Origin of the sequence: Erwinia sp. E_sp_B01_1 (genome assembly GCF_036865545.1) — a bacterium.
In the GTDB taxonomy this organism is placed as follows: domain Bacteria; phylum Pseudomonadota; class Gammaproteobacteria; order Enterobacterales; family Enterobacteriaceae; genus Erwinia.
In genome coordinates this window covers 87,341-111,551 of the sequence record NZ_CP142208.1, presented here as the reverse complement: position 1 = coordinate 111,551, position 24,211 = coordinate 87,341, and the positions used below count along the sequence as shown (strand labels likewise).

Genomic DNA, 24,211 nt, shown 5'->3' with positions numbered 1-24,211 from the left:
CCGGGTTACATCGGTGGGGTCAGACCATCTTTACCGGCAGAGATACCGCGAGCAACGATGTTACCCTGCGCATCTTTCGTGCCAAACAGCACCACTTTGGTCCCGGCTTTCAGCAGGCTGCGGTTGCCTGGTTCGATCAGCACCACGGGCACATCGTCAGGGACGATCACGGTTTTTTCCATATCGTGCACTTTCACGGTCAGGGTGCGGCCATTGCTGTTCACCAGCTTGCCGACGGTGCCGTTGGTCATGGTATTGATTTTACCGTCCGCAGATTCAAACGGGTTAAAGCCCTCACCGCTGCCGCGCAGGCTTGGCGCGAAGACGTGAACTTCCAGCGCTTTCAGCTCACCGTTAGCCATTGGCACGGCAGCCGTGCCGATAAAGCTGTCGGGCTTGATATCGCTCATTTTAGCTTCGCTGATGCTGTTCACTTTGGTCTGATCGGTGATTTTCACATCCAGCTTATCGCCCTGACGGGTGGTAATCTGCACCGCTGAATCGCTGACAGAATCGATGGTGCCACGGGTCGGTTTGATGGTGGTATCAGCAGCGAAAGTGCTGCCGCTGACCAGCAGCGATCCGAGCAGCAGCGCTGCAATACGGGACTTCATCATATTTCTCTCCTGAGAATTTTTTTGGTTTTTTCGGTGATTAGCTTGCTAAGTAAGCGTAACCGGCGAAGGCGATAATAGGAGTTGAAAAACAGAATAATTGTGTATGAAAAAGTAACTATAAAAATTTTTAAGCGGTTGCGGGCCACAGGTTTCTCTCGCGCATGCAGAAATCAGAGGCGCGAAGTCATCCGGGAAAATACTCACGGACAACCTCGCGCCTCCATAACACCTGCAGCATGAAAACTTAGTTGATGATGTTCAACGTCACATCAATGTTGTTACGGGTAGCGTTGGAGTAAGGGCAAACGATATGCGCTGCATCGACCAGCTTTTTCGCTTCTGCCGGGTCCATACCTTCCAGGTGAATATTCAGCTTAGCTTCGATACCAAAACCGTCCGGGATTGGGCCGATACCCACTTCACCTTCAATAAAGGCCTCTTTAGGCAGAGTGAATTTGTCGCGGCCAGCCACGAATTTCATTGCGCCCAGGAAGCAGGCTGAGTAACCCGCAGCAAAAAGTTGTTCCGGGTTGGTCACTTCGCCGCCTGCGCCGCCCATCTCTTTGGGTACGCCCAGCTTGACGTCCAGTACGTTATCGGAAGAGGTTGCACGACCATCACGGCCGCCGGTGGCTTTAGCTTTTGCGGTATAAACGACTTTTTCTAAAGACATATAAACTCCTGAATTATGTTTGCTTGTGCGATTTAATCGCGTGCTATTTATCTAATTATAATGTTGGTGCTATTTTCCCGGTGTCGGCAGCCTGCGCTTACCCGTTAAGGTTATCACGCAGTGTTTCGAGCTCACTTTTCAACGTGGATAGCGTTTCACCATCACACGCTGTTCTACAAAAAACAGTTTCTGGAATATTGACCGCTTTGCTGCGGAGTTCACGTCCCTGCTCCGTCAGGGTAACCACCACCTGACGCTCATCTTTTCGTGAGCGCTGACGCTGCAGCAGGCCTGCGGCTTCAAGCCTTTTCAGCAGCGGGGTTAAGGTTGCCGAATCCAGATAAAGACGTTCACCGATTTCAGAGACAGTCACATCATCACGTTCCCAAAGTACCAGCAAAACCAGGTACTGTGGGTAGGTCACCCCAAGCTGAGTTAACAACTTACGGTAGAGTTTGTGCATGGCCAGGTTCGCGGAGTAGAGCGAAAAGCAGAGCTGTTGATCAAGCAACAGTGGCGCGTCCTGGGCTTTTTTGTCATCTTTTACGGTAGTCATGAATAGAATATAAATAGCGCACGATATAATTGCAAGCGAATTTTATCAGCAGGGGAGAAGGCGATGAGGGATTCACTGGAAGAACAGGCACGACGTTATGCGACCAAAGCCCATGCCGAAGCGGGCCAGCGGCGGAAATACACCAATGAGCCCTATATTGTTCATCCTGCGGCGGTAGTCGAACTGGTAAGAAGCGTTACCCATAATGAGGCGATGCTGGCAGCCGCATGGCTGCATGACACGGTGGAAGATACCCCCAGCACGCTGAATGACATTTGCAGCTATTTTGGGGAAGAGGTTGCCCGACTGGTGGAGATGCTGACCGACAGCTCTCCCGCCGAAGCCAAAAACCGGGCGGCGCGTAAGGTTGCCCACTTCCGTCACACCGCACTGGCCTGCGCGGAAGCGCAAACCATCAAACTTGCCGACATCATTGATAATACCCGGTCGATTATCCATTTCGATCCGCACTTCGCCCGCGTCTACCTGGTCGAAAAACGAGTGCAAATCGGTCTGCTGACAGCCGGCCATGCGGATTTGTGGCAACAGGCCTCACTGATTATTGAGCAAGGGATTGAGCAACTGACGCAGGCACCCCATCATGTCCCGCCCGACTGGTTTACCCGTCAGCAGCAGAAATACCCGGTAGCGGACTGCCCCCCTTCTGCCTGATATCTCAGTGGGGCACCAGAGTGAAAAGCTGTCAGGGAAGCCTCAATGAACCCTGCGTGCTGCCAGGCGTTTTCTGGCACCAATTGGTAAGACCTTAACCCGCCGGTTCCTATAATCGCCCCCCTAATCATAATAAGGGGGGCGTTGTGCATTCAGATTTACTTTTTATCCGAAACCGGGTGTTGGCTTTTCTTGGCTGTGCCATTTTTCTCAGTGCCATGATGGGCCTGGTATTTATTGATGTTCGCTGGATGAATGATGCGGTGCATGAAACCTCCTTTACCGAGCTGGCGCAGGAGTTGATGCTGGGTGTGATTGCCCTGCTCTACTTTGTCCGCGCTTATCGCCAGGCGAGCGTTCGTCCGGTCTTTGTACTGGTCGGGGGATTTTTCAGTTGCATGCTAATCCGTGAGCTGGATTTTGTGTTTGATACTTTTCCGCAGGGCAGCTGGGTCTGGATTGCTCTGAGCATCACTGTGGTGTGCCTGGCTTTGGTGGTTCGTCATCCTGCCCGGGTGATTTCCGGCCTGGCCTCTTATCTGCGCCATCCTGGCTGGGGAATGATGTGCGCGGGGATGCTGACCATTTTAGTCTTTTCCAGGCTGTTTGGGATGCACGATCTCTGGCAGCATTTGATGCTTGATGGCTATAACCGCACGGTAAAAAACATGGCGGAAGAAGGCTGCGAACTGCTGGGCTACAGCCTCTGTCTGTTCTCCACCTGCCGTTATCTCTATGGCACCGGAAAGCTGAGCCTTTCTGCTGTTTGCGGGCAGCATTAACGCCTTTAAAACACTGCAATTACATCACTCCTTACATTGCTAGTTTGATTGCTAGCAATCCAGAGGCTATCGTTGTTTCAGACTGAAACTGATTAACGAGGTCATGATGGGTTTTGTAAAAAGAACGATTGCCCTGGCGATGAAAAACGTTGAAGAAGGTGGCAGGCCTTTTGCCACTGTCATTACGCGCAACGGGGAAATCATTGCCGAAAGTGCCAATCAGGCTGCGCAGAGTCACGATCCTACGGCCCACGCCGAGATTCTGGCTATTCGCGAAGCCTGTAAAAAGCTGGGTACAGAGAATCTGTCCGACTGCGAGATTTACGTGCTCGCCAGCCCCTGTCCGATGTGTCTGGGATCGCTCTACTATTGCAGCCCGAAGCAGGTGATTTATATCACCACTCGCGAAGAGTACGTGCCCTTTTACCGCGACGATCGTCAGTACTTTGAGCTGGAGAACTTCTATGAGGAGTTTGCTAAACCCATCCCTCAACGACGGCTGCCGATGAAGCAGCAGGCAGATGCAGAGGCGCTGGGGGTTTATAAGCGCTGGAAAGCGTTAAATAACCCGGCTTAGTAAGGTGTGGCGTAACGGATGCAATTGAAACCGTTGCAGGGCATCAGGCATCAGGCATCAGGCATCAGGCATCAGGCATCAGGCATCAGGCATCAGGCATCAGGCATCAGGCATCAGGCGTCAATGGTTACAGAGTTATGCTGACAGTAAAGCGATAAGAAACGGAAACCACGATATGGTTTCCGTTTTTTTTATTACTGGTGGTAGAAGATGTCGCCGGATTCAGCCTGGATGATTTTGCCATCGGCTTTGGTGAACAGCACATAGTTGCCGCCCATATAGGTCCATGCGGTGCCTTCAGCCGGTTTAGGCAGGTTGCGGGTTTTCCAGTCCACGATTTCATACTTTTTCGTGCGGTAACGATCCGGGATTACGCTGCCAATGTTGAAGCGCTGGAAGTCAGCGAAGAACGTTTTAACCGCATAAGGATGAGCCGGGTCTGGCTTCTCTGGCGCATCCTGATTGTGTTCGGCAGGCGTTTGCACATCTGGCGTCTGGCCTGGCGTGGTAAGGCCCTGATTATCAGACGATGAAGTCTGATCCTGAGCGGCAGGATCCTGTCCGTCCTGAGACGGGGCATCCGTAGCCTGAGCGGCTGGATCTTGTGCTTCAGTGGCCTGCGCAGCAGGGTCCTGAGTAACAGGGTCCTGAGTAACAGGAGCCTGAGTTTGCTCGCCTTCTGCATAAGCGGTGGTCATCACCGGCAGCGCACCAAACAGTACAGCGGATAACAATACGATCTTCGACTTACTCATAATTTCTCCAGATGGGACACCGTCAGCCCTGAGGCGCACTGCGTAAATTCTACAAAATTTCCCGGCGCTGTTTTGACTTTTTTGCATGCCAGAACTGCGTAAACGCGCTATCTCACAATTTTGCAGTAGAAGATAAAGTGTTCGCAGCAGGAAGACACGGAAATTTTGTAAAGAAGGGTTGGACCCGGGGGGCCTGGCGCAAATTTTTAAAGCCGCTCTTCCTGAAACCGCATCTTTTTATGTCTGCTTTACCTGCAAGTCCTGCCGACTATCAGCAAGCTACCGGGCGAACATTCAAAGAAAACGGCCATTGTGACCAAAGTACAAATGGTAGATATTATGGCAAACAGAGGGACCCGCGAGGATATCATCCAGTACCTCAATGATGACATATATCAGAGAAGAGACATCAGAAGATTCAAAATGAGAGTCAGGAGTTTACAATGAAATTATCTTTTACGTTACTCGCAACCATCGGGATGTTTTTTTCATGCAATTCCCTGGCAAGTGATTTGAACATAACTGAAAACAGTGAAGTTTTGGATTGTATAAGCAAATATGGCGAAGAAAATGCAGAATGCTTCAGTAACCTCAATGAAAAAACCGAGAGAAAATTAATCTTATCCTTTGACTCTAAGCTTACACAAATTTCAAATTTTGATTATGAAAAATGGTGGATGGGTTCCCAGGAACAAAAAGAGGATATGATCTCTTCTTTTAAAAAGAACCAAAATGAATGGAAAATTTACAGAAATGATTATTGTCAAATAGCAAGCACGGCGGCAGAAAACACGCATTCTTATGCGGGTAGCATGCTTAGTTGCATCATCAATATGAACAAGAAAAGAATCGATGAAATCAATATGATCAATCCTTAAAATCAAGTTTCTAATTTCTTTATCCATCAATGAACCGCATAATTTTTGCAAGCATCCAGCACCTCTAAGATATCCATAGAGGTGCCCAGCGGTTGTTCTGACAGTTCATTTATTTCAACATCATGAAATCCAGGTTGAGAAATCATTTCAGATCGATTGTCTGTATCAGGTTAGCTTTGGTAAAGGGTATCTGATGTGATTTGTGATTTTTGGCAGCAAAGTAAAGTGCAGCGTATGCTGAAAAAATAAGGCGAGTGCTGTCTTACACTCACCTTATAAATCAGAAAGAATCATGCACTATAAAGGTAAGCAACCGTTTTGATGGTGTAGGTATCGGCAGCAACGGTAGCAACACCGTCTTTGTCATTGTAGACAGCGAATAACCTGTAAATTGTTGATTTAGCCGGAACCGTTGTTACCCTGTACTGAGAGCCATTCAGCACTTCACTGGTGGATGTTTGCTCCAGAGCATCTACACGACCAGAAGGCATAATAACATTCATTATATGCTTGGCATCATTTTTACCAGGAACAGCATAAACAATATTTTTATCATAAAGAGTACCGCTATCAGTCCCACTGGCGATCCTCACCGCGAACAAACTGTCTTCAGCACTGGCAAGTGTACCCATTGCCAGTAATGTCGTTCTGCCAATTAATGCCTCAACAGAATGTTTGCCTTCTGACACCAGCGTATTGGTTACGGTACTGGATTCTCCAACAACCACATCAATTGAGGCTTCTGCTGCCCCGCTAATGAAGGTACCGGCCTGGGCGACACCTGTTATCGCTGCGCCTGTCAAAAGAGCCACCAGTAAAGTTTTTTTCATATTCATCATCATTTTCTTCCTGAAAATTTAGAGTATCCCCTGGAAACGTTAGTTTCAGGGAATTGATTATCAATGATATGTTCATTGATCCTGACCAGTAATTTCCTTAATGAAATTACCTTACTTTATTTCCAAACCTGGTATGGAAATAAAAATATTTTCTTTTACCACTTTTAAAAAAGTTAAATCAGGGCTGGACATCTGCCACATCAATATTGAAGGCATAGCGGTCAGCCTTGATTAATTGATTGCCATCAGCCACGATGTCGAAAGTCAGCTTTTCCTCCTGCACGGGGAAAAATAATCCTTTAACGCCCGGTAATTCAACACCAGCATCCCCTTGATTTGATTCCAGCCGAACCCGAATTAAATTTGTCGGATTTTGCTTCCCGGTAAGCAGGTAACGAGCCTGAGAAACTTCTCCCACAGACTGCTGACTCCAGAGTTGAAACCCTTTGTGATTGTTCTGACTGATAAACGTGCCCTGACCAATCCGCGATCCATCTTTCAGGTTGCCAGCCAGGAGTCCTGTATTCACTTTTAATAATACCTGGGGTGCCTCTGAGGAGTGTGCAATTACCGGCATCACCCCACCAATTAACATCACGGTGGTCACCATGCTGATAACAAACTGATTCATTATTACCTCCATGACCTGCGTTTATCTCTGTGATCATTTAGCGGCACACTGCAGTCAGTAAATAAATGCCACTCAATTCTTTATTCTCTGGCAGGCGATACGCCGCCCTGCATTGCTGACTCAGTGACGGCCCCCATTTCACTGACAGTTCTCCTTCTTCTTGCAGACCGGAAAAATAAACCTGACCGCTGTCCCCTACAACGCCAGCAATCCCTGTTTGCCTCTCTTCAAGCGTAGCCAGCGCACCGAAAGGTACCGGCTGATTTTCCAGGTTTTTCAACGTTATCAATGCACGGCCACCAATCTGAGTAACAAATCTGGCCGGTATAATCGCGCCTTTTGTAGGCACAACCCTGACGTCGGTTTGAACGATTTCGGCATCCGCTGGCAACCAGGAGGGGTCCAGACTCACACTGTTTTCCTGATACGGGCTCAGGTAAGAGAGCGTGGTATAGCCCCGAAAATCGGTTTTTACGCCGGGCCATCCTCCAACCGGAACACCAGAAGCGCCAGGAGCCGCCACTAATGCAATGCCGTTGTTCATATCCAACGGTTGGGCAAAGGTGACGCCATCGCTACTTATCACCACACCTCCGGAAGCCCCCATTCCCAATTGCTTTATGGAAGGGCTGTAACTGTAATTGCCGGTAAGCTGACCATATCCGCCATACCAACCCAGTTGCATCGCGCTGTTGTTCCTGTCGCCACTTTCAATACCAGAGCGATATTGTTGGTTCACCGTCCAGTTCAATTGCCGATCAAAAGCCTGCCCGCTCAATCCGGCCTGTTGGGTTTCCCCTCCGGACGAGGAAGAACTCATCTGATAGTTAGCCCGCACAGCGCTCCCCATCCAGCGATCCAGGGGCATGCTGGCCATAAAGCTAAAGATCTGTTCATTGTTCTGTTGCCACGCGTACCTGCTGCGGTTTTGCATCCAGCTCAGGCTCAACGACACATCCCGCAGGCCAACGCCATAACTGGCACCGAAAGAATCGTTGTATCCCGTCCGGTTCCAGTAATTTTCCCGGCTGCCGTTGAAATTGAGATATCCCAGCGTCTTCAGAGACTGACTGATTGTCAGCGTACTGCGGGTTTTACGTCGGTCCCGGTTATTCTCAAACCAGCCCTCATTACCCGATGCGCCACCTTTATAGTAGGTATCCAACACCTCCGACAGCGTGCTGTAGCCTGAAGAGGCATACTGATAGCTGGAGAGGATAAAGTGGGTATTCGTCTCCTCAATCGCTTTGCTGTAACGCAGCCGCCAGGTTCCGCCCTGTTCAGCTTTTTTGCCCTGACGAACGCCTCGTGCCTGCGTGCTGTCCAGGGAAAGACTCCCCCAACTTCCCAATGACTTGCCGATCCCTGCCGAAAAAGAGTGATAGTGCGCCGCACCCTGAATGCCGCCATACACGGTTAAATCCCAGGGCAGACCATACATCGCTGTGGCCTGTGCCACAGATGAAGCCTGAATTGATGAGTCGGCCGAACGATACTGGCCAGCCATCAGGTTGTAGTTCAGGTAGCCCTCATGCAGGGCCATAGCCGGCGTCTGATAGGGAACGGTATATGTCTGGGGACTACCGTCCGTTTCCCAGACTGTGACCTGAAGATCTCCCCCGTCAGCAGCTGAAAAATCGGACAGAGCAAATGGCCCCTGAGCCACCACAGAGTTAAAGAGGGTGTAGCCATTTTGCTTTATCTCAACTCTGGCCTGGGTGCGGGCAATTCCCCTTACCACGGGGGAGAACATCCGCAGATGGCTGGGCACCATTGCCTCATCCGACCCTAACATCACGCCACGAAAAGGAACGTTATCGAACACCTCTGAAGAGGTGAAGCGCTCACCCAGCGTAAGCCGGCTCTTGAAGCTATTCAGCCCTCGCTCAGCGTAGGTATAAGAGCTTTGCCAGCGGCCGGACCGATCGTTGTTCTTGCGCCACGTGGTGTTATTACGCAGTCGCCATGCGCCCAGATTTATCCCTGGCTCCAGAACCGCATACTGACTTTCATCCCGACCCTTGGCATATCCACGGTAATCAGTTTGTACGGTGCTGTACTGGTAATTCATCAGCAAAGCCGGGATGCCGTCATCCCACAGATAGTTCGGGGCAATCCCCTTGAGCTTTGCATGCACAGCTATCTGTGGAATGCTCAATAGCACTCTCTGAGCGCTGAACTGAAAATCAGCGTACGCTTGTGGAATAACCGAGAGATCCACGCAACGCATTGTCACGCCAGTTTTCGCAGACGATGAACCTTCTTCCCCACTACGTGTGTCATCCAACGCGGGATAATCTTCAACTTTAACGCCGTAGCGGGCTAATTGTTTGCGGTTCAGACAGGGTTCCAGCACGGGCCGACCACTGGCTGTATAGCGCTGACGGAAAAAGATCTCTCTTGAATCAACCTGCTCACCATTGACCAGAACATCCACATGATAATTACCCGGTAGCTGCCCTCCTTCATTAAATAAAGCGATATCTGCATTACTGACATCTCCCTGAAGCTGGCTTGCTTCAAAAAGGTACTCTTTTGCCAGCACAGCTGGAGTTAACGTTGCCAGGCACACCACTATGACGAGTGCAGATTTCCTTTGGCTAAACATGTAGATTCCTGGGTCCGGATTATTGAAGGGGTGATTGATAGAGGCGGCTTTCACCCCTTCATCGGTGATCACCCGCCACTTCACCTGGCCTGAAGGTTTTTCAGGAAGATCAAAAGAACCGCTGGAAAACGGCGCAATATAATTCAACCCTTTGATTTCCCTATCACCTACGCTCAGAGCTTTTAGGTTCATATAAAATGCGGTCTGATTAATTGCGATCAACTTGCCCTTCTCGTATCGCCAGGTGAGTGAAGAGGCGGCATCAAGAGGATGGCTCTTTAGCGAAGAAGGTCTTACCAAAAGCTTGATACAGCTGTTTGTCTGTATCTCGAGGTTCAACTTTACCGAAGAGGGATTCAGTACAGATTTGCCCTCTTTATCCTGGGCCCAGACGTCCGTATCTTTAGGAGGGATGCCGCCCACACATAACCAGTTCAGCGTTTCACGGTCCGCGATCGCCGGGCCACCGGTGCGGATGACACGAAGCCGGCTTTGCTGACCCGCTTCCAGCCGAAACAAAGGGGGTGTAACAATAAAGGGAGCCACGGTTTTTTTATCTTCGGTATACACTTTCCCCTGAATCAGAATCGGGTAATCCTGTGGGTTATTCACGGATAAGGATGCCCCGCTGGACGCTGGGTTGTAAATTAATCTGGTAGCCCCTAATTTGAGTTCGAAATTTTTTGTGTTGGTCGTCATCTCTTGTAAGGCGGCATGAGCAGTATTAACTAATGTGTTCAGACAGATGACCACTGGCAGAAGAGTTAATAAGTAAGACGGCTTTCTGTTTTTACAAAAACCAAACATAGTCATTATCACCTGGAATCAAAACCAGCAAAGGCATTGATGGAGAGTTAATTTCCAATGACATTCCTGCCATTTATGTGGGGTGTATTTTCCATATTATCTTCAGGGGGTCAATCGCACGGGGCAGAGAATAAAACCGGCAGACAACAATCAAAATCAGTTTATTGAACGACTAAAACATTCATAAGCTGCGGACCATTCAATAAGGTTCATGTGAAAAAACCAACAGGTTTATATGAAATAAAGAGATGAATTCACTTTCCAGAAAACAACCTTGCTTTACTTTGTTTAGGTTGCGTTTAACTTATCCAGCCGTTATTAACTCCCGATGCAAACAAGCTTTCACTTTAAGTGTATTAAAATGAATTATAATGTTATTAAAAGGGATATGATATTAAGTGATTTTTTGATAGAAAAATGGCACGCATGAAAGGGTTAGAAATAATCTGTAAAAAAATCATATAGATAAATTATATTTTTCATTCTCAGACAGGAATAACACTCTTTTTCGCGAATTTGGAAGGCATCAAAGAAAAGTTGACCACATCGGCACCCCATGAGAATCCCTTATGGGGAAATAGTAAACAGAGTTACATGAAGCAGTAAAAGATTAATTAAAGAAGCAGTAAAAGATTAATTAAAAAACCCTTAATTTTTCAGAATCGATACTATTTATGCTTCGCATTTACTCCCGATCGTCTGGAACGATATCGTCAAGGATCATATTAATTGTTTTACAGGCATCTTTTAAATTAAGAAGTTTTAATAAATTTTCTCTGCCCGCAGGTAGAGGGACATCCACATAATTAGCGGTCAGTTCGGCATAGATACGAATACTTTTCAATACCAGGTCGCTTCGTGAACATTTTTCAGTTTTACAGATTTCATCAATCAGCCGCTTACTTTCTTTATCAGTGCGGATACCCAGAATGTAAAGATTACGCGCAACCGGACTTTCTGTATCGGTATTAATGTTCTTCATAAAGCCTCTCCCTGTTTAACTGGTTAGCATCATTGCCATTAGAAATTATTATCATTCTAAAAATCTTTTCCTTTTTATAATGGTTTGAAAGCAAAAACAAACTCATTAAAACGATCAAATTCTTTAATATGATAGATTGCATCTATCACAAAGCGTCAGGTGATCAGTTAAACCGATCAAAAAAGGGGTGTGCATTTAAGATTACATTGTATGGATCAGGCTTATTTTTCATTATTCAAACTTATAAATTCATTTCTGACACTTACCTGAAAATGTATGTTCATAAAAAGCTTTATATCAATCAAAAAATTTGAAATTCGGGTAATGCAGGTTTGTCTTGTGCTACTTTCCCTGCGTTTTCTGTAAGTCCTCGCCCTGTGGTCTCATCCCGGCAGGATCATGTCCGTTTCTGGCCTTCTTTGATGCCGCACTTCCCGCCATCATTGGGCTATACCCTTTTTAACAGGAGTCCAGAAATGTCCAGAACAGTGCTTTTAGTGATTGACGCGCAGCAGTCCTTCTATCATCGTGGCTATCAGGATACCGTCGAGATGCCCGCTTTCGAGCGCAGTATCAGCGCACTGATTGGCGGCTGCCATGTTCGCGGTATTCCTGTGGTGGATGTGTTTCATGTGGAAGAAGAAGGTCCCTTCTCGCTGGATTCCGGGCTGGTAACAAGACTGCCGTTTTTGAATCATAAAGCGGTGAAAACGGTGCATAAACGCGTTCATAACGCGCTAACCGAATCCGGGCTGGAACAGTGGCTGCGCGAGCAGGAGGTGGATCATCTGATTGTCTCTGGCCTGCGCACCGAGCAGTGCTGTGAGACTACAGCGCGTGTCGCCTCTGATATGGGATTTAAGGTGACCTTTGTCACCGAAGCCACGCTGACTTTCCCGATTTGCCATAACCGTATCACGCTGAGTATCGCTGACCTCCGTCACCATACTGAAGCCGTGCTGATCAACCGTTTCGCCTCCATCCGTACCGTGGAGGAGTGTCTGCTGGAGCTCGAATAAGATGGCTATCCCGGTGTGGTTTTTGATGGTGCCCGGCATTGTGTCGCTGGATGTGACCGGCCCGGCGGAAACGCTGAAGCTGGCCAATGCCTTTGATCTGCGTTATATCGGCCCGGAGGAGAGCATCATGACCTCCACCGATATGACCGTGAGCCGCATTGCGCCGATGCCCGATCGTCTGCCCGCCGGGAGTTTACTGATCGTGCCTGGCGTGCAGGATTCCGGCACTCAGTTTGATACCCCGCAGGGTGTGGCCGCCCGCAACTGGCTGATGCGCCAGCAGCCCGATATCCATGCCCGCCGCATTTCTCTGGTCTGCATCTGTTCCGGCGCAATCCTGGCTGCAAAAGCAGGCCTGCTGCACGGCGTGCAATGTACCAGCCATCATGAAGTGATCACCCGCCTGAAAAATGCCGATCCTGCTGCTATTGTGAAAGAAAACCGCATCTTCGTAGAAGATCGTGGCATCTGGACCAGTGCAGGGATTACGGCTGGAATTGATTTGTCGCTGCATCTCATCCACCAGCTTTGCGGCTCGCAGATGGCGCTGAATGTGGCGCGGGAAATGGTGATCTATTTTCGTCGCTCCGGTGAAGACCCCCAACTTTCCCCCTGGCTGCGTTACCGCAACCATATGCATCCGGCAATCCATCGCACTCAGGATTTACTGGTGGTGAATCCGGAACAGGAATGGCAGCTGGATGAGATTGCCGGGCGGGTACACGTCAGCCCACGGCATCTGACCCGATTGTTCAGGCAGCATCTGGGGATCAGCGTGCGGGATTATCACGAGCAGTTGCGGATTGCGATTGCACAGCAGCGGCTGCAACAGGGAGAAGGAGCGGAGAAAGCGGCACTCTCAGCGGGATTCTCTTCTTCGCGCCAGCTCCGCCGGGCGCTTCAGCGCTGGCAGACATAGCGGATACATACATCCTCACTGCTTCATTTGACGGTTCTGCTCAAAATGTAGGGTGAAATCTTCGTAGCGTTCTTGCACAGGGAGTTCCATAAAGGGCGCAGGCATCCATTTTAGGGAAAGTTGCACCTGGTCTACAGCCTTGCTTGAATCAAAAACCCTGCGATACTATAGTAATATTTACCATAGGACTGGTGAGTTATGATATGAAAGGGAAAACACGAATATTTATAGAAAAGCATTACAACAAAGATCGCAAAAAATCCGGCATAACGGATGAAGATTTACGTGAGATTGTGGCCGATGTGTTAGCCAAACCTGCCGATGGATCATTAGGTGGCGGGGTTTACAAGAAACGCGTTGGCCTGGATGCCAGTGGTACAAGTGGCGGTGCGCGCACTATCGTGTTCTACCACCAGGGCAACAAGTTTTATTTTAATGATGGGTGGGAAAAGAAGGATGTTCCTAAGAGTGGCCCTGAAATCCCGCCCGATCTACTCAAGGCTTATAAGGTGCAATCAAAGGTTTATAAAGCCCTGACAAATGCACAGCTTAAAGCCGAACTGATGAGTAGAGATTTGGTAGAAATACCTTCAGCAGACCCGGAGAATACAGATGATTGATAAACGCATACTTCGCATTCAGGAAAGCATTAAACGCCAGCACGAGCGCGGAACTGCTTCTGACGAGGCTCTGGCCGATATCAATTCAATCGTTGCGGAAGCGCGAGGAAAAGCTACCCCCGTAGTAATGACAGGGGATCGCATTCGTGCGCTACGTGCGCGTGAGCACCTTAGCCAGGCGCAGCTTGCAAATCGCATGTATATCAGTGCTAATGCGGTTCAGAAGTGGGAACGGGGTGTTACCCAACCGAGAGGCGCGGCGCTTGCCTTCCTTGAACTGATCGACAAGAAAGGCGTTGCAGCTCTGGAATGCTAAAATAAGCCCCGGAACGGGGCTTTTTTTATTCCTGCACAAATCCGACCACCAGTTGCAGTCGGTGGTCTTCATAAGAAAGCGCTACAGCCCGTTACTGCTTCACGCTCTCGATAAAGGTCTTCCGGGCGGTTTTCGATCCCAGACGTTCGGCTTCATCCAGTAATTTCAGCGCTTTATCCACATCTCCGGCCTTCACGGCCTTTTTGATCGACTCGTTAAACCAGGCATCGGAATCATCCAGCATCGGCTCTGAAGGTTTGGCTGGCGCAGCGGCAGCGGCTGGTTGAGGTTGTGTGTTGCCCACAACCACTGGCGTGGCGGCTGCATTGCCGGAAGACGGGAAGAGCTGGCCAATCATCACATTACCGGTTTTCTGCTCGGCGGTGACTTTCAGGCTGATGGTGCCCGTTGCCGTATGGCGGGCCACGGGATCGGGAATATCCGGTACGGCATTGCCCACGCCAGCCGCATAGGCTTTGGCCGGGTTAACCATTTGCGTGGTGGTATCCAGATCTTTGCGGGTGGTGTAAACCAGCAGATAAATTTGCTTCTGCCCCAGGGCCGGGGTCAGTTTCAGCGTGCCTTCCAGACGATCGCTGGAGACAATACCAGGCTTCTCATAGGGGAAATAGCTGGAAGGATAGAATGCCGCCGGGCGCATCTGCTCATCCAGAACCAGGACGTTAGGGGCATACACCGTTTTACCGGTCACTACGCTGGTCAGAACGATTTCCAGTGACCCGCGATCGGCTGGCAGAGAAAAAGCCCCGACGGCGCCCTGAATATCACCCTGATTAATCTGTGCACCCGCCGTGCTGAGCTGCACATCCTGCGTCACTGGCGGCACCAGCGGTGTCCAGGAGAGGGAGCGTAGGGTCTTGCTGGCGATCTCCGGAGCCGTGGAAGCATCCTGCTGAGCGGCATACACTCCCGCAGGAGCAGCAGCCATCAGGCTCAGCGTCAGGCACAGTGACAGCAGATTTTTTCTCATTATCGTTTCCTTTTGAATCACCATGAAGGCTGGCGACCTGTTACTTTCCGCCAGCCAGCACAACTTTGAAAAGCAGTTTACAGCGCAAACCTTCGCCGCTTCTTACGCGAAGCGGCAAGGCGAAAACTGACCTTATCCCTGGGAAATCATCGTCACTTCCCAGGGGAGCTAAGGCCGGTCAGCGCCTTCGTCTCACGGAAGATCGTCAGAGACTTACCACCAGACTTCCATCTGCGCACCGAAGGTCACTTCATCGTCATCACCGCGGCTGAAGGTACGGGCGCTGGTATCGTTCATCGCCAGGCCATTGTCTACGCCAGCATCGGTGTCATAACCCCACTTCTCATCCCATTTGGCGTAGGTCGCAAACACGCGGATTGCCGGACGGGACCAGATGCTGTCGCCAGCCTGCCACTGTTGCGCCAGCGTCACTTTATACTGGCCGTTACGGTCGCCGGTACGCTGTGATTTCACGTTGTCATAGCCCGCTTCTAACAGGGTGCTCATGATCGGTGTCCATTTGTACATCGGGCGCACGCCCACGGTGTACCAGGTGGTGCCGTTGTTGTTATCACGGTCGATGTCCTGATACATCGCCACGTACATCAGGCCCCATTTATCGTTGAAATCAAGTGCACCGTGGTCCAGCACGCGGAGCATGCTGCCGTTGTTGTTAATCGCTGCGCCGTTGGAGTGACCATTAGCCGCACCAGTGGAGGGATCGGTCATTGAGTCTGCGGCGTATTGCAGCACGAATTTGTTGTAGCCGTTATAGATGCTCTGAGTATGTTCTGCCGTCAGCAACCAGCCATCTTTGGTGGCGCCATCTGCCAGCTCATAGCCATCACGCGCGTTGGCACGGCCATAATCCACGCCCAGTTCCAGCACGCCGCCAGGGTTAGTGTTCAGCCCGGCAATACGCACGTCGAACACGTCATTGGAGGTCGGCAGTTCGTCACGTTGATCGGCGATATAGCCAAAGGAGCCGCCGCTTTCAGTATTACGGGTAGCCGCAATAGAGAGCTTACCAAAGCCCAGGTCGATATCTTCCAGACCGGCACCAGGACCTGAAATATCCCAGTAGTAGAAGTCGATCATGTGGACGTCATGACGCTGATAGAAGCGCTTACCAGCCCACATGGTGGAGCCTGGCAGCCATTCGATCAGGTTTTTACCCTTGATGTTAGCTTCGCGGAAAGCCGGATCGGTAGCTTCCCAGTCATTCTGCTGTGAAACGGAGTAAGCAACGTTGGTATCGAAATAGAAGCTTTTATCGCCCTGTTTCCACACTTCCTGCCCCAGTTTCAACTCTGCGTAGGTTTCGCATTCGTTACCCAGACGATATTTACTTTCAGCACCGGTGGCTTTAAAGCATTGCTGCTCGCCGCCGCTGCCTGACCAGCCGATGCCGGAACGGGCGTAACCGGTGAAATCCACCGCCATCGCCTGGGTGGAAAGGACGCCTGCAGCCACTGCCAGCGCCAGGGAGGAATTGCGTATTGTTATCATCATCTTCTCCTGTAGGGGGACATGTGCTTTAAACGCCGGGCTCGGGGTGTAACCGGCGACAGGCCGTCCCGTCTTCACGGAACAGATGGCAGCGGTGTGGCGGCAAGCCGATGGCGAATGTTGCACCTTCTTCTACCAGCACCACGTCATTCTGGCGGTACACCAGGTTTTGACGAATTGCCGGAATCTGGATGTGGATCTGTGTTTCGTTGCCGAGCTGCTCGATAACCTGCACCTCGCCGGAAAGTTTGATTTCTGCGGTATCGCCTGGCAGCAGATGCTCAGGGCGGATGCCCAGCGACAGGTTGCTGCCGGGAATGACGTCAGTTCCCGTCACGGGCAGCCAGACCCACTGGCGATCGGGCAGTTCAACCTGCACGCGTTCAGGTTCAGCGGCGATCGCTTTCACCGGCAGGAAATTCATTTTAGGGGAGCCGATAAACCCGGCGACGAAGCGGTCCGCCGGGTAGTGATACAGCGCCAGCGGCTTACCGATCTGGGCGATGCGCCCGGCATTAAGCACCACAATTTTGTCGGCGAGCGTCATCGCTTCAACCTGATCGTGGGTGACGTAAATCATGGTGCGCTTAAGGCGCTTATGCAGGCGGGAGATCTCAATACGCATCTGCACGCGTAAGGCCGCATCCAGGTTTGAAAGCGGTTCATCCAGCAGGAAAACCGTGGGTTCCGCTACCAGCGTACGGCCGATAGCCACACGCTGACGCTGGCCGCCGGAGAGCGCCTTCGGGCGACGTTCCAGCAAATGCGCCAGCTGCAGGGTTTCAGAAACCTGATTAACCCGCCGTTCGATCTCCTCTTTTTTTGTCCGCGACAGCTTCAGCCCGAAGGACATGTTTTCTGCCACCGACAGGTGCGGATAGAGGGCGTAAGACTGAAAGACCATGCCAATGCCCCGTCCGGCGGGCGGCACTTCATTCATGCGCTGATTACCTATCTTCAACTCGCCGGAGGTGATCTCTTCAAGACCAGCAATCATCCGCAGCAACGTCGATTTTCCACAGCCGGAAGGGCCGACAAACACCACAAACTCGCCCTCCTCAATCTCCAGATTAATATCGCTGGAGATCACTGTTTCGCCGAAGGCTTTATAAACGCCGCTTAGGGAAACGCTCGCCATCCTGAACTCCTGTAGTTGCCGTCAGCAAGGGAAACTGAATGTTCGGAAGCATGCCGTTTACCTCCGCAGGCGTAATCCTCCGGGCGCGGGTTTTTGATGGTGGAGAGGTGGGGAGGACAGGCGACAGCGAATCGCGGCGAAACGCTCACGCGAAAAGACATTTTCGTGATCTGCACTGCAAAAAATGACGGATGATTTTGCCTGCGAGGGCGCATAACTGAGCACAGTGCTACCGGGGTCACATTCTGAGAGGTGGGGGCGTAGGCGGGGGGATGATGAAGGCATGAGGGGTTAACTCCACACTGGCTGCGTACCCTCTCATTACCGTCTCAGGCGTGAGCCTGGACTATAAAGGACTGGATTATGACCCTCAGCATCAAGAACATCGTCAAACGCACCGTCGCGCTTTCTGCGCTGGCTACGCTGGTGTTGTCCTCTGCCGCGTTTGCCAAAATTGAAGAAGGCAAGCTGGTCATCTGGATCAATGGTGACAAAGGTTACAATGGCCTGGCCGAGGTCGGTAAGAAGTTCGAAAAGGACACCGGGATTAAGGTCACTGTTGAGCACCCTGACAAACTGGAAGAGAAATATCCTCAGGTTGCCGCGACAGGCGACGGCCCGGACATTATCTTCTGGGCGCACGACCGTTTTGGCGGCTACGCGCAGTCTGGTCTGGTGGCTGAAGTCAGCCCGGACCAGGCATTCAAAGACAAGCTGTTCCCCTTTACCTGGGACGCAGTGACCTTTGATGGCAAGCTGATCGGCTATCCGGTCGCCGTGGAATCCCTGTCGCTGATTTACAACAAAGACCTGGTGAAAACCCCACCAAAAACCTGGGAAGAGATCCCGGCGCTGGATAAATCCCTGCGGGCGAAAGACAAAGACAAAAGCGCCATCATGTGGAATCTCCAGGAACCCTACTTCACCTGGCCGATTATTGCAGCGGATGGCGGCTATGCCTTTAAATATGTCGACGGCAAATATGACATCAAAGACACCGGCGTAAATAACGCGGGATCGAATGCCGGCCTGCAGTTCATCGTTGATCTGGTGAAAAACAAACATATCAGCGCCGACACCGACTACTCCATCTCCGAAGCGGCCTTCAACAAAGGCCAGACGGCGCTGACCATCGATGGTCCCTGGTCCTGGTCCAACCTCGATAAGAGTAAGATCAACTACGGCGTCGCCCCGCTGCCGACTTTCCACGGTAAACCTTCCAAACCCTTTGTTGGCGTGCTGACCGCAGGCATCAACGCCGCCAGCCCGAATAAAGAGCTGGCAAAAGAGTTCCTGGAAAATTACCTGATCACCGATGACGGCCTGGCCGTGGTCAACAAAGATAAACCTTTGGGTGCCGTGGCGCTGAAATCCTACCAGGCAAAACTGGAAAACGATCCGCGCATCGCCGCCACTATGGCGAACTCGAAAAACGGCGAAATTATGCCGAACATCCCGCAAATGAGCGCCTTCTGGTACGCCGAACGCAACGCGATTATTAACGCGGTGGATGGCCGTCAGACCGTACCCCAGGCGTTAAAAGATGTCGAAACCCGCGTGACTAAGTAACTCCTGTCTTAGCTGAATTACGGGGCGGCGCTGATGGTGCTGCCCCGTGCCGAAAAGGATCGCCTCCATGTCCGTGACCCACACCAGCCAGCCCGTCAGAAAAAAAGCCCGTTCGCCCCTGTGCTCGCCTGGCTTTTCATCGGCTTTTTCGCCCTGCTGGCCGGGTATTTGATTGTGTTGATGTATGCGCAGGGAGAGTACCTTTTTGCCATCCTGACGCTGATCCTCTCCAGCCTCGGGCTGTTTATTTATGGCAACCGCCGCGCCTATTCCTGGCGCTACGTCTATCCTGGCCTGGCAGGAATGGGGCTGTTTGTCCTGTTTCCGCTGGTTTGTACCATCGCTATTGCCTTCACTAACTACAGCAGCGTCCACCAGCTGACCTTCGAGCGCGCCCAGAGCGTGCTGATGGACAGGCAGTTCCGCGCCGACAAAGCCTGGGCTTTTGGTTTGTACCCAACGGGCCAACAGTGGGTGCTGGCGCTGACCTCGCCGGATAACGGTGCGGTGCTGGTATCAAAGCCTTTCAGCTTCTCGCCTTCTGCCCCCCAATCGCTGGAGATGACGGCCCAGTCCCTTCCGGCGACCGAAAAAGCCGGGCTGCGAACCATCACGCAGAACCGCCAGGCGCTGACCCAGTTAACCGCAAAAATGCCGGATGGCTCCGGCCTGCGCATGAGTTCGCTACGGCAGTTTTCCGGTACGCAGCCGCTTTACAAACTGGATGAACAGAGCGGGCAACTGACCAGTAGCCAGAACGGCAAAATTTATCGCCCGAACATGACCACCGGCTTTTATCAGCTGGTTGATGCAAAAGGCGCCTGGCAGGAGGAGGTGCTCAGCCCCGGCTTTACGGTGGGCATTGGCTGGAAAAACTTCCTGCGGGTGATCCAGGATGACGGCATCCAGAAACCCTTCCTGTCGATTTTTGTCTGGACGGTAATTTTCTCCCTGCTGACGGTGATCTTCACTACGGCGGTGGGCATGGTGCTGGCCTGCGTGGTCCAGTGGGATGAACTGAAAGGCAAAGCGGTTTATCGCCTGCTGCTGATCCTGCCCTATGCGGTACCGGCCTTTATTTCGATTCTGATTTTCAAAGGGTTATTCAACCAGAGCTTTGGTGAAATCAACCTGGTGCTGGGCACGCTGTTCGGTATCAAGCCCGCGTGGTTCAGCGATCCGCTGACGGCGAAAACCATGCTGATTATCGTCAACACCTGGCTGGGTTATCCCTACATGATGATCCTGTGTATGGGCCTGCTGAAAGCCATTCCGGATGACCTGTACGAAGCCTCGGCGATGGACGGTGCCACGCCGGTGCAGAACTTTTTACGCATCACCCTGCCGATGCTGATTAAGCCGCTGATGCCGCTGATGATCGCCAGCTTTGCCTTTAACTTTAATAACTTTGTGCTGATCCAGTTGCTGACCAACGGCGGCCCGGATCGGCTGGGCACCACCACCCCAGCGGGCCATACGGACCTGCTGGTCAGCTACACCTGGCGTATCGCCTTTGAAGGCGGCGGCGGGCAGGACTTTGGTCTGGCTGCCGCCATCGCCACGCTGATTTTCCTGCTGGTTGGCGCACTGGCGGTCATCAACTTAAAAGCCTCACGTATGAAATTCGACTAAGGAAGCGTTATGCCGATGGTAAAACCGAAATCGCAGCGCGTCAGGCTGCTGGTCACCCACTTATTATTGTTGAGTTTTGTTGCGCTGATCCTGTTCCCGCTGCTGATGGTGATTGCTATCTCGCTGCGGCCCGGCAACTTTGCCACCGGCAGTCTGATCCCGGAGACTGTCTCCTGGGATCACTGGAAGCTGGCGCTGGGTATTGCGGTGACTAACAGCGATGGCAGCATCACGCCGCCGCCGTTCCCGGTGATGCTGTGGCTGTGGAATTCGATCAAGATTGCGGCGATCACCGCCATCGGCATCGTCACCCTTTCCACCACCTGCGCCTATGCCTTCGCCCGTATGAAGTTTCGTGGCAAAAGTTCGCTGCTGAAAGGCATGCTGATTTTCCAGATGTTCCCGGCAGTATTGTCGCTGGTCGCCCTCTATGCGCTGTTTGACCGCTTAGGCGTTTATGTTCCTTTCCTGGGGCTGAACACGCATGGCGGGGTGATTTTTGCCTATATGGGCGGCATCGCGCTGCATGTCTGGACGATCAAAGGCTATTTCGAAACCATCGACAACTCGCTGGAAGAAGCCGCCGCGCTGGATGGGGCCACCCCGTGGCAGGCCTTCCGTCTGGTGCTGCTGCCGCTGTCCGTGCCGATTCTGGCGGTGGTGTTTATTCTGTCGTTTATTGCCGCCATTACCGAGGTGCCGGTGGCTTCTCTGCTGCTGCGTGATGTGAACAGCTACACGCTGGCCGTAGGGATGCAGCAGTATCTCAATCCACAGAACTATTTGTGGGGCGATTTTGCCGCAGCCGCCATTCTGTCAGCCATTCCGATTACAGCCGTATTCCTGATTGCGCAACGCTGGTTAGTGGGGGGACTCACGGCAGGGGGTGTGAAGGGATAGGTTTTTGCCCTCTGGGTTTTTGCCCCGTGGGCTATTGCAGTATGTCCTGTGTCCTGGGTGGCCTGAAAGGCCACCCCTTTTTTGGCGGTGGCCTTGTGGTATCGCGGAGAAATTTTGGCGGGTGTTAACTTACTGAGACTTTCCGGCGGCGCTGATCGAGATCTTTGATCAGGCCGTTGACTTCCGGGCTGGCAAACATCGCTTCCAGCGTGTGGGAAAGCTTGCGACGCCAGTTAGGGTATTCATCACTGGTGCCCGGCACGTTGACCGGCGTCTGCATATCCAGCCAGTCTTCCGGCTGCATCCCCAGCAGGGCGCAGGCGCTGCTCGCCACGTAACGCTGTAATCCACGACGGATCGCCAGGCTCAGGTCCGTAGAGGAGGCCAGACGCAGCGTTCTCTTCGGCACGCAGCCATACTGATGCAGACCATCAAGTAATCCCTGACGGGCCTTGTCCCGGTCGGCATACAGCCCTTCAAGCACGGTCGGATCGCGATACAACCCCAGCATTTTACCCAGCTTCAAATCGTCACTTTGCCAGTAGCTGCGTAGCGTCGGGAGATCGTGCGTGGTTAACGTCGCCATTGCCTGTACGGGCCAGGATTGCGGCGCGCGGAAGCTGTTCGCCGTCTCACGTTCGAAATAGAGCACTTTGTAGGAGTAAACGCCGCCTTCCCGCAGCTTGCTGACGATCTCAACCGGGACGGTACCCAGGTCTTCGCCAATCACCATGCAGCGATGACGCTGGCTTTCCAGTGCCAGAATCGCCAGCAGATCGTCCACCGGATACTGGACGTAAGCCCCTTTATCCGCCGATCCGCCCGCCGGGATCCACCACAAACGCAGCAGCGCCATCACATGATCGATGCGTAACGCGCCGCAGTGGATCATATTTGATCGCAGCAGATCGATGAAAGGCTGATAGGCGCGGCTGACCATCGCCCAGGGATCCATTGGCCGCAGATCCCAGTTTTGCCCCTGCGGGCCGAGGATATCTGGCGGCGCACCGACCGACGCTTTCAGGCAATAAAGTTCGCCGTCACCCCAGGTTTCAGCCCCGCCTTCCACCACGCCCACGGCCAGATCGCGGTAGAGGCCGATCGGCATCGCCTGCTGCTGGCAGACCAGGTTGCACTCTTTGAACTGGATTTCGGCCAGCCACTGTAGCCACAGCCAGAATTCCACCTCCGGAGCCTGCTGCTCGCAGAACGCCCTGACCATCGGCCCACGCGCGTTGCGATACGCCTCCGGCCAGGCGTTCCAGCCCTGTGCCGTGCCGGTTTCACGGGCCAGATGCCCGAATAACGCATCATAGGCCGCCTGAAGGTAGAGGCTTTCGCCCCCCTGCTTCACAAACAGCGCGAAGGCCTGCCGCTGAGGATCTTTCTGCGTGCGGGTGAGGAACTGAGTAAAGGCCAGGCGCAGCCCCTGGAGCTTAAGCGCCATCACCTGAGCATAATCCACCCATTCAGTGGCCTTCACCACCTGCAAAGCCAGCTGCGTAGCTGAGCTCTGCCACCATTGCCGGGCGACCTCGCTCAGCCTGAAATCCTCCACCGCAGCAACGTCGATATAGATGACATTCAGCCAGCGGCGTGAGGAGGGGCTGTATGGGCTGGCGGCTTCTGGATCGCCAGGGCAGAGCGCGTGGATCGGATTAAGGCCGACAAAGGCTCCGCCCCGTGCAGCAATGTTCTTCACCAGTACGGAGAGATCGCCAAAATCACCGATGCCCCAGTTAGTCTCCGAACGCAGCGTGTAGAGCTGTACGCAGGTTCCCCAGAGTTTTTTTCCCGCCAGCAGCGCATCCGGTTCGTAACAGCGCCGGGGAGCAATAATCACCCGGCACTCCCAGCTTTGTGTCGCCTGAGTCAGCATCAGACGGTGATAACCGGGCGCCAGGTGTTCCGGCAGGGCCAGCGTCATTTTACCCTTGACCCTGCCCTGATGCGTGGCCCCGCCTTCCTGCCGCAGATGCCAGCTAAATTCCCCTTCCCCGCTGACGGGCAGCGCAAAGCGGCTGCCTTTGATAAACACTTTCACCACGGGAACCGGCCTGACCAGGCTCAGGCGTTCATGACTCCAGCCCATCGCCTGCAACAGATCGCGTTTGGTTTCTGCGGCGATCGCCTGCTGCTTGCCGTGCGCATTGATAAATCCGGAAGCAATACCCGCTTCCATAGCCGCCTGCTCCAGCGCGTTATTTTCCATATAGCCTCC

General features: G+C 52.2%; 23 protein-coding genes. 11 read left to right on the top strand and 12 right to left on the bottom strand.

Annotation, left to right across the window (positions count from 1 at the left end; genetic code table 11):
- Window positions 1-5 precede the first annotated feature (5 nt).
- The 3 genes from VRC33_RS00485 to VRC33_RS00475 form a co-directional block, all read right to left on the bottom strand.
- Entirely contained in the window at window positions 6-617 is a 612-nt protein-coding gene (locus VRC33_RS00485) for a hypothetical protein (protein ID WP_338559776.1), read from the bottom strand.
- A 244-nt stretch (window positions 618-861) separates the two neighbouring features.
- Window positions 862-1,290: an organic hydroperoxide resistance protein gene (locus tag VRC33_RS00480; RefSeq protein ID WP_338559774.1), complete on the bottom strand. Its 429-nt coding sequence runs from the start codon at window positions 1,288-1,290 to the stop codon at window positions 862-864.
- A 97-nt stretch (window positions 1,291-1,387) separates the two neighbouring features.
- Window positions 1,388-1,846: a MarR family transcriptional regulator gene (locus VRC33_RS00475; protein WP_338559771.1), complete on the bottom strand. Its 459-nt coding sequence runs from the start codon at window positions 1,844-1,846 to the stop codon at window positions 1,388-1,390.
- 63 nt (window positions 1,847-1,909) lie between these two features.
- Between VRC33_RS00475 and VRC33_RS00470 the strand changes: the two genes are divergently transcribed.
- The 3 genes from VRC33_RS00470 (at window position 1,910) to VRC33_RS00460 (ending at window position 3,877) form a co-directional block, all read left to right on the top strand.
- Window positions 1,910-2,518, top strand: coding sequence for an HD domain-containing protein (locus VRC33_RS00470; protein WP_338559768.1), 609 nt, complete (start codon window positions 1,910-1,912; stop codon window positions 2,516-2,518).
- Between the two features lie 146 nt (window positions 2,519-2,664).
- On the top strand, window positions 2,665-3,300 hold the full coding sequence (locus tag VRC33_RS00465) for a hypothetical protein (RefSeq protein ID WP_338559766.1): 636 nt from the start codon (window positions 2,665-2,667) through the stop codon (window positions 3,298-3,300).
- Window positions 3,301-3,403: 103 nt separating this feature from the next.
- Window positions 3,404-3,877, top strand: coding sequence for a nucleoside deaminase (locus tag VRC33_RS00460; RefSeq protein ID WP_338559764.1), 474 nt, complete (start codon window positions 3,404-3,406; stop codon window positions 3,875-3,877).
- 194 nt (window positions 3,878-4,071) lie between these two features.
- On the opposite strand, the gene VRC33_RS00455 is transcribed toward VRC33_RS00460, so the two are convergent.
- A complete protein-coding gene (locus tag VRC33_RS00455; RefSeq protein ID WP_338559761.1) occupies window positions 4,072-4,632 on the bottom strand; it encodes an RcnB family protein in 561 nt (186 codons plus the stop codon).
- Window positions 4,633-5,075: 443 nt separating this feature from the next.
- Here VRC33_RS00455 and VRC33_RS00450 point away from each other — a divergent pair, with 443 nt between their 5' ends.
- Entirely contained in the window at window positions 5,076-5,510 is a 435-nt protein-coding gene (locus VRC33_RS00450; RefSeq protein ID WP_338559758.1) for a lysozyme inhibitor LprI family protein, read from the top strand.
- 290 nt (window positions 5,511-5,800) lie between these two features.
- Here the strand turns inward: VRC33_RS00450 and VRC33_RS00445 are convergent, their stop codons facing one another.
- From VRC33_RS00445 to VRC33_RS00430, 4 genes are all read right to left on the bottom strand, one after another.
- Entirely contained in the window at window positions 5,801-6,352 is a 552-nt protein-coding gene (locus VRC33_RS00445) for a hypothetical protein (protein ID WP_338559756.1), read from the bottom strand.
- Window positions 6,353-6,527: 175 nt separating this feature from the next.
- Entirely contained in the window at window positions 6,528-6,980 is a 453-nt protein-coding gene (gene afaD / locus VRC33_RS00440; RefSeq protein ID WP_338576863.1) for an AfaD family invasin, read from the bottom strand.
- Between the two features lie 37 nt (window positions 6,981-7,017).
- Window positions 7,018-10,200, bottom strand: coding sequence for a fimbria/pilus outer membrane usher protein (locus VRC33_RS00435; RefSeq protein ID WP_338559752.1), 3,183 nt, complete (start codon window positions 10,198-10,200; stop codon window positions 7,018-7,020).
- 880 nt (window positions 10,201-11,080) lie between these two features.
- On the bottom strand, window positions 11,081-11,377 hold the full coding sequence (locus tag VRC33_RS00430; protein ID WP_338559750.1) for a hypothetical protein: 297 nt from the start codon (window positions 11,375-11,377) through the stop codon (window positions 11,081-11,083).
- A 476-nt stretch (window positions 11,378-11,853) separates the two neighbouring features.
- On the opposite strand from VRC33_RS00430, the gene VRC33_RS00425 reads away from it, so the two are divergent.
- The 4 genes from VRC33_RS00425 (at window position 11,854) to VRC33_RS00410 (ending at window position 14,251) form a co-directional block, all read left to right on the top strand.
- Entirely contained in the window at window positions 11,854-12,396 is a 543-nt protein-coding gene (locus tag VRC33_RS00425; protein ID WP_338559748.1) for an isochorismatase family protein, read from the top strand.
- Between the two features lies 1 nt (window position 12,397).
- The gene (locus tag VRC33_RS00420; protein ID WP_338559746.1) at window positions 12,398-13,315 is read left to right on the top strand and encodes a helix-turn-helix domain-containing protein; all 918 of its coding nucleotides are present in this window, start codon (window positions 12,398-12,400) and stop codon (window positions 13,313-13,315) included.
- Between the two features lie 203 nt (window positions 13,316-13,518).
- On the top strand, window positions 13,519-13,935 hold the full coding sequence (locus VRC33_RS00415; protein WP_338559744.1) for a type II toxin-antitoxin system RelE/ParE family toxin: 417 nt from the start codon (window positions 13,519-13,521) through the stop codon (window positions 13,933-13,935).
- The gene (locus VRC33_RS00410; protein WP_338559742.1) at window positions 13,928-14,251 is read left to right on the top strand and encodes a helix-turn-helix domain-containing protein; all 324 of its coding nucleotides are present in this window, start codon (window positions 13,928-13,930) and stop codon (window positions 14,249-14,251) included. Before VRC33_RS00415 ends, VRC33_RS00410 begins: the two co-directional genes overlap by 8 nt.
- 91 nt (window positions 14,252-14,342) lie before the next feature.
- Here the strand turns inward: VRC33_RS00410 and malM are convergent, their stop codons facing one another.
- From malM to malK, 3 genes are all read right to left on the bottom strand, one after another.
- Window positions 14,343-15,242: a maltose operon protein MalM gene (gene malM / locus VRC33_RS00405; protein WP_338559740.1), complete on the bottom strand. Its 900-nt coding sequence runs from the start codon at window positions 15,240-15,242 to the stop codon at window positions 14,343-14,345.
- 213 nt (window positions 15,243-15,455) lie between these two features.
- Entirely contained in the window at window positions 15,456-16,751 is a 1,296-nt protein-coding gene (locus VRC33_RS00400; protein ID WP_338564397.1) for a maltoporin, read from the bottom strand.
- A gap of 28 nt (window positions 16,752-16,779) precedes the next feature.
- On the bottom strand, window positions 16,780-17,889 hold the full coding sequence (gene malK, locus VRC33_RS00395) for a maltose/maltodextrin ABC transporter ATP-binding protein MalK (RefSeq protein ID WP_338559738.1): 1,110 nt from the start codon (window positions 17,887-17,889) through the stop codon (window positions 16,780-16,782).
- A 363-nt stretch (window positions 17,890-18,252) separates the two neighbouring features.
- Between malK and malE the strand changes: the two genes are divergently transcribed.
- From malE to malG, 3 genes are read left to right on the top strand one after another with little or no spacing between them, the layout of a single operon-like run.
- On the top strand, window positions 18,253-19,458 hold the full coding sequence (gene malE / locus VRC33_RS00390; protein WP_338559736.1) for a maltose/maltodextrin ABC transporter substrate-binding protein MalE: 1,206 nt from the start codon (window positions 18,253-18,255) through the stop codon (window positions 19,456-19,458).
- Between the two features lie 33 nt (window positions 19,459-19,491).
- Entirely contained in the window at window positions 19,492-21,090 is a 1,599-nt protein-coding gene (gene malF, locus VRC33_RS00385) for a maltose ABC transporter permease MalF (RefSeq protein WP_338559733.1), read from the top strand.
- A gap of 9 nt (window positions 21,091-21,099) precedes the next feature.
- Window positions 21,100-21,990, top strand: a complete 891-nt coding sequence (gene malG, locus VRC33_RS00380; RefSeq protein ID WP_338559731.1) for a maltose ABC transporter permease MalG — start codon at window positions 21,100-21,102, stop codon at window positions 21,988-21,990.
- Between the two features lie 124 nt (window positions 21,991-22,114).
- Here malG and malQ read toward each other — a convergent pair whose 3' ends face one another.
- Window positions 22,115-24,202, bottom strand: coding sequence for a 4-alpha-glucanotransferase (gene malQ / locus VRC33_RS00375; protein WP_338567463.1), 2,088 nt, complete (start codon window positions 24,200-24,202; stop codon window positions 22,115-22,117).
- Window positions 24,203-24,211 lie beyond the last annotated feature (9 nt).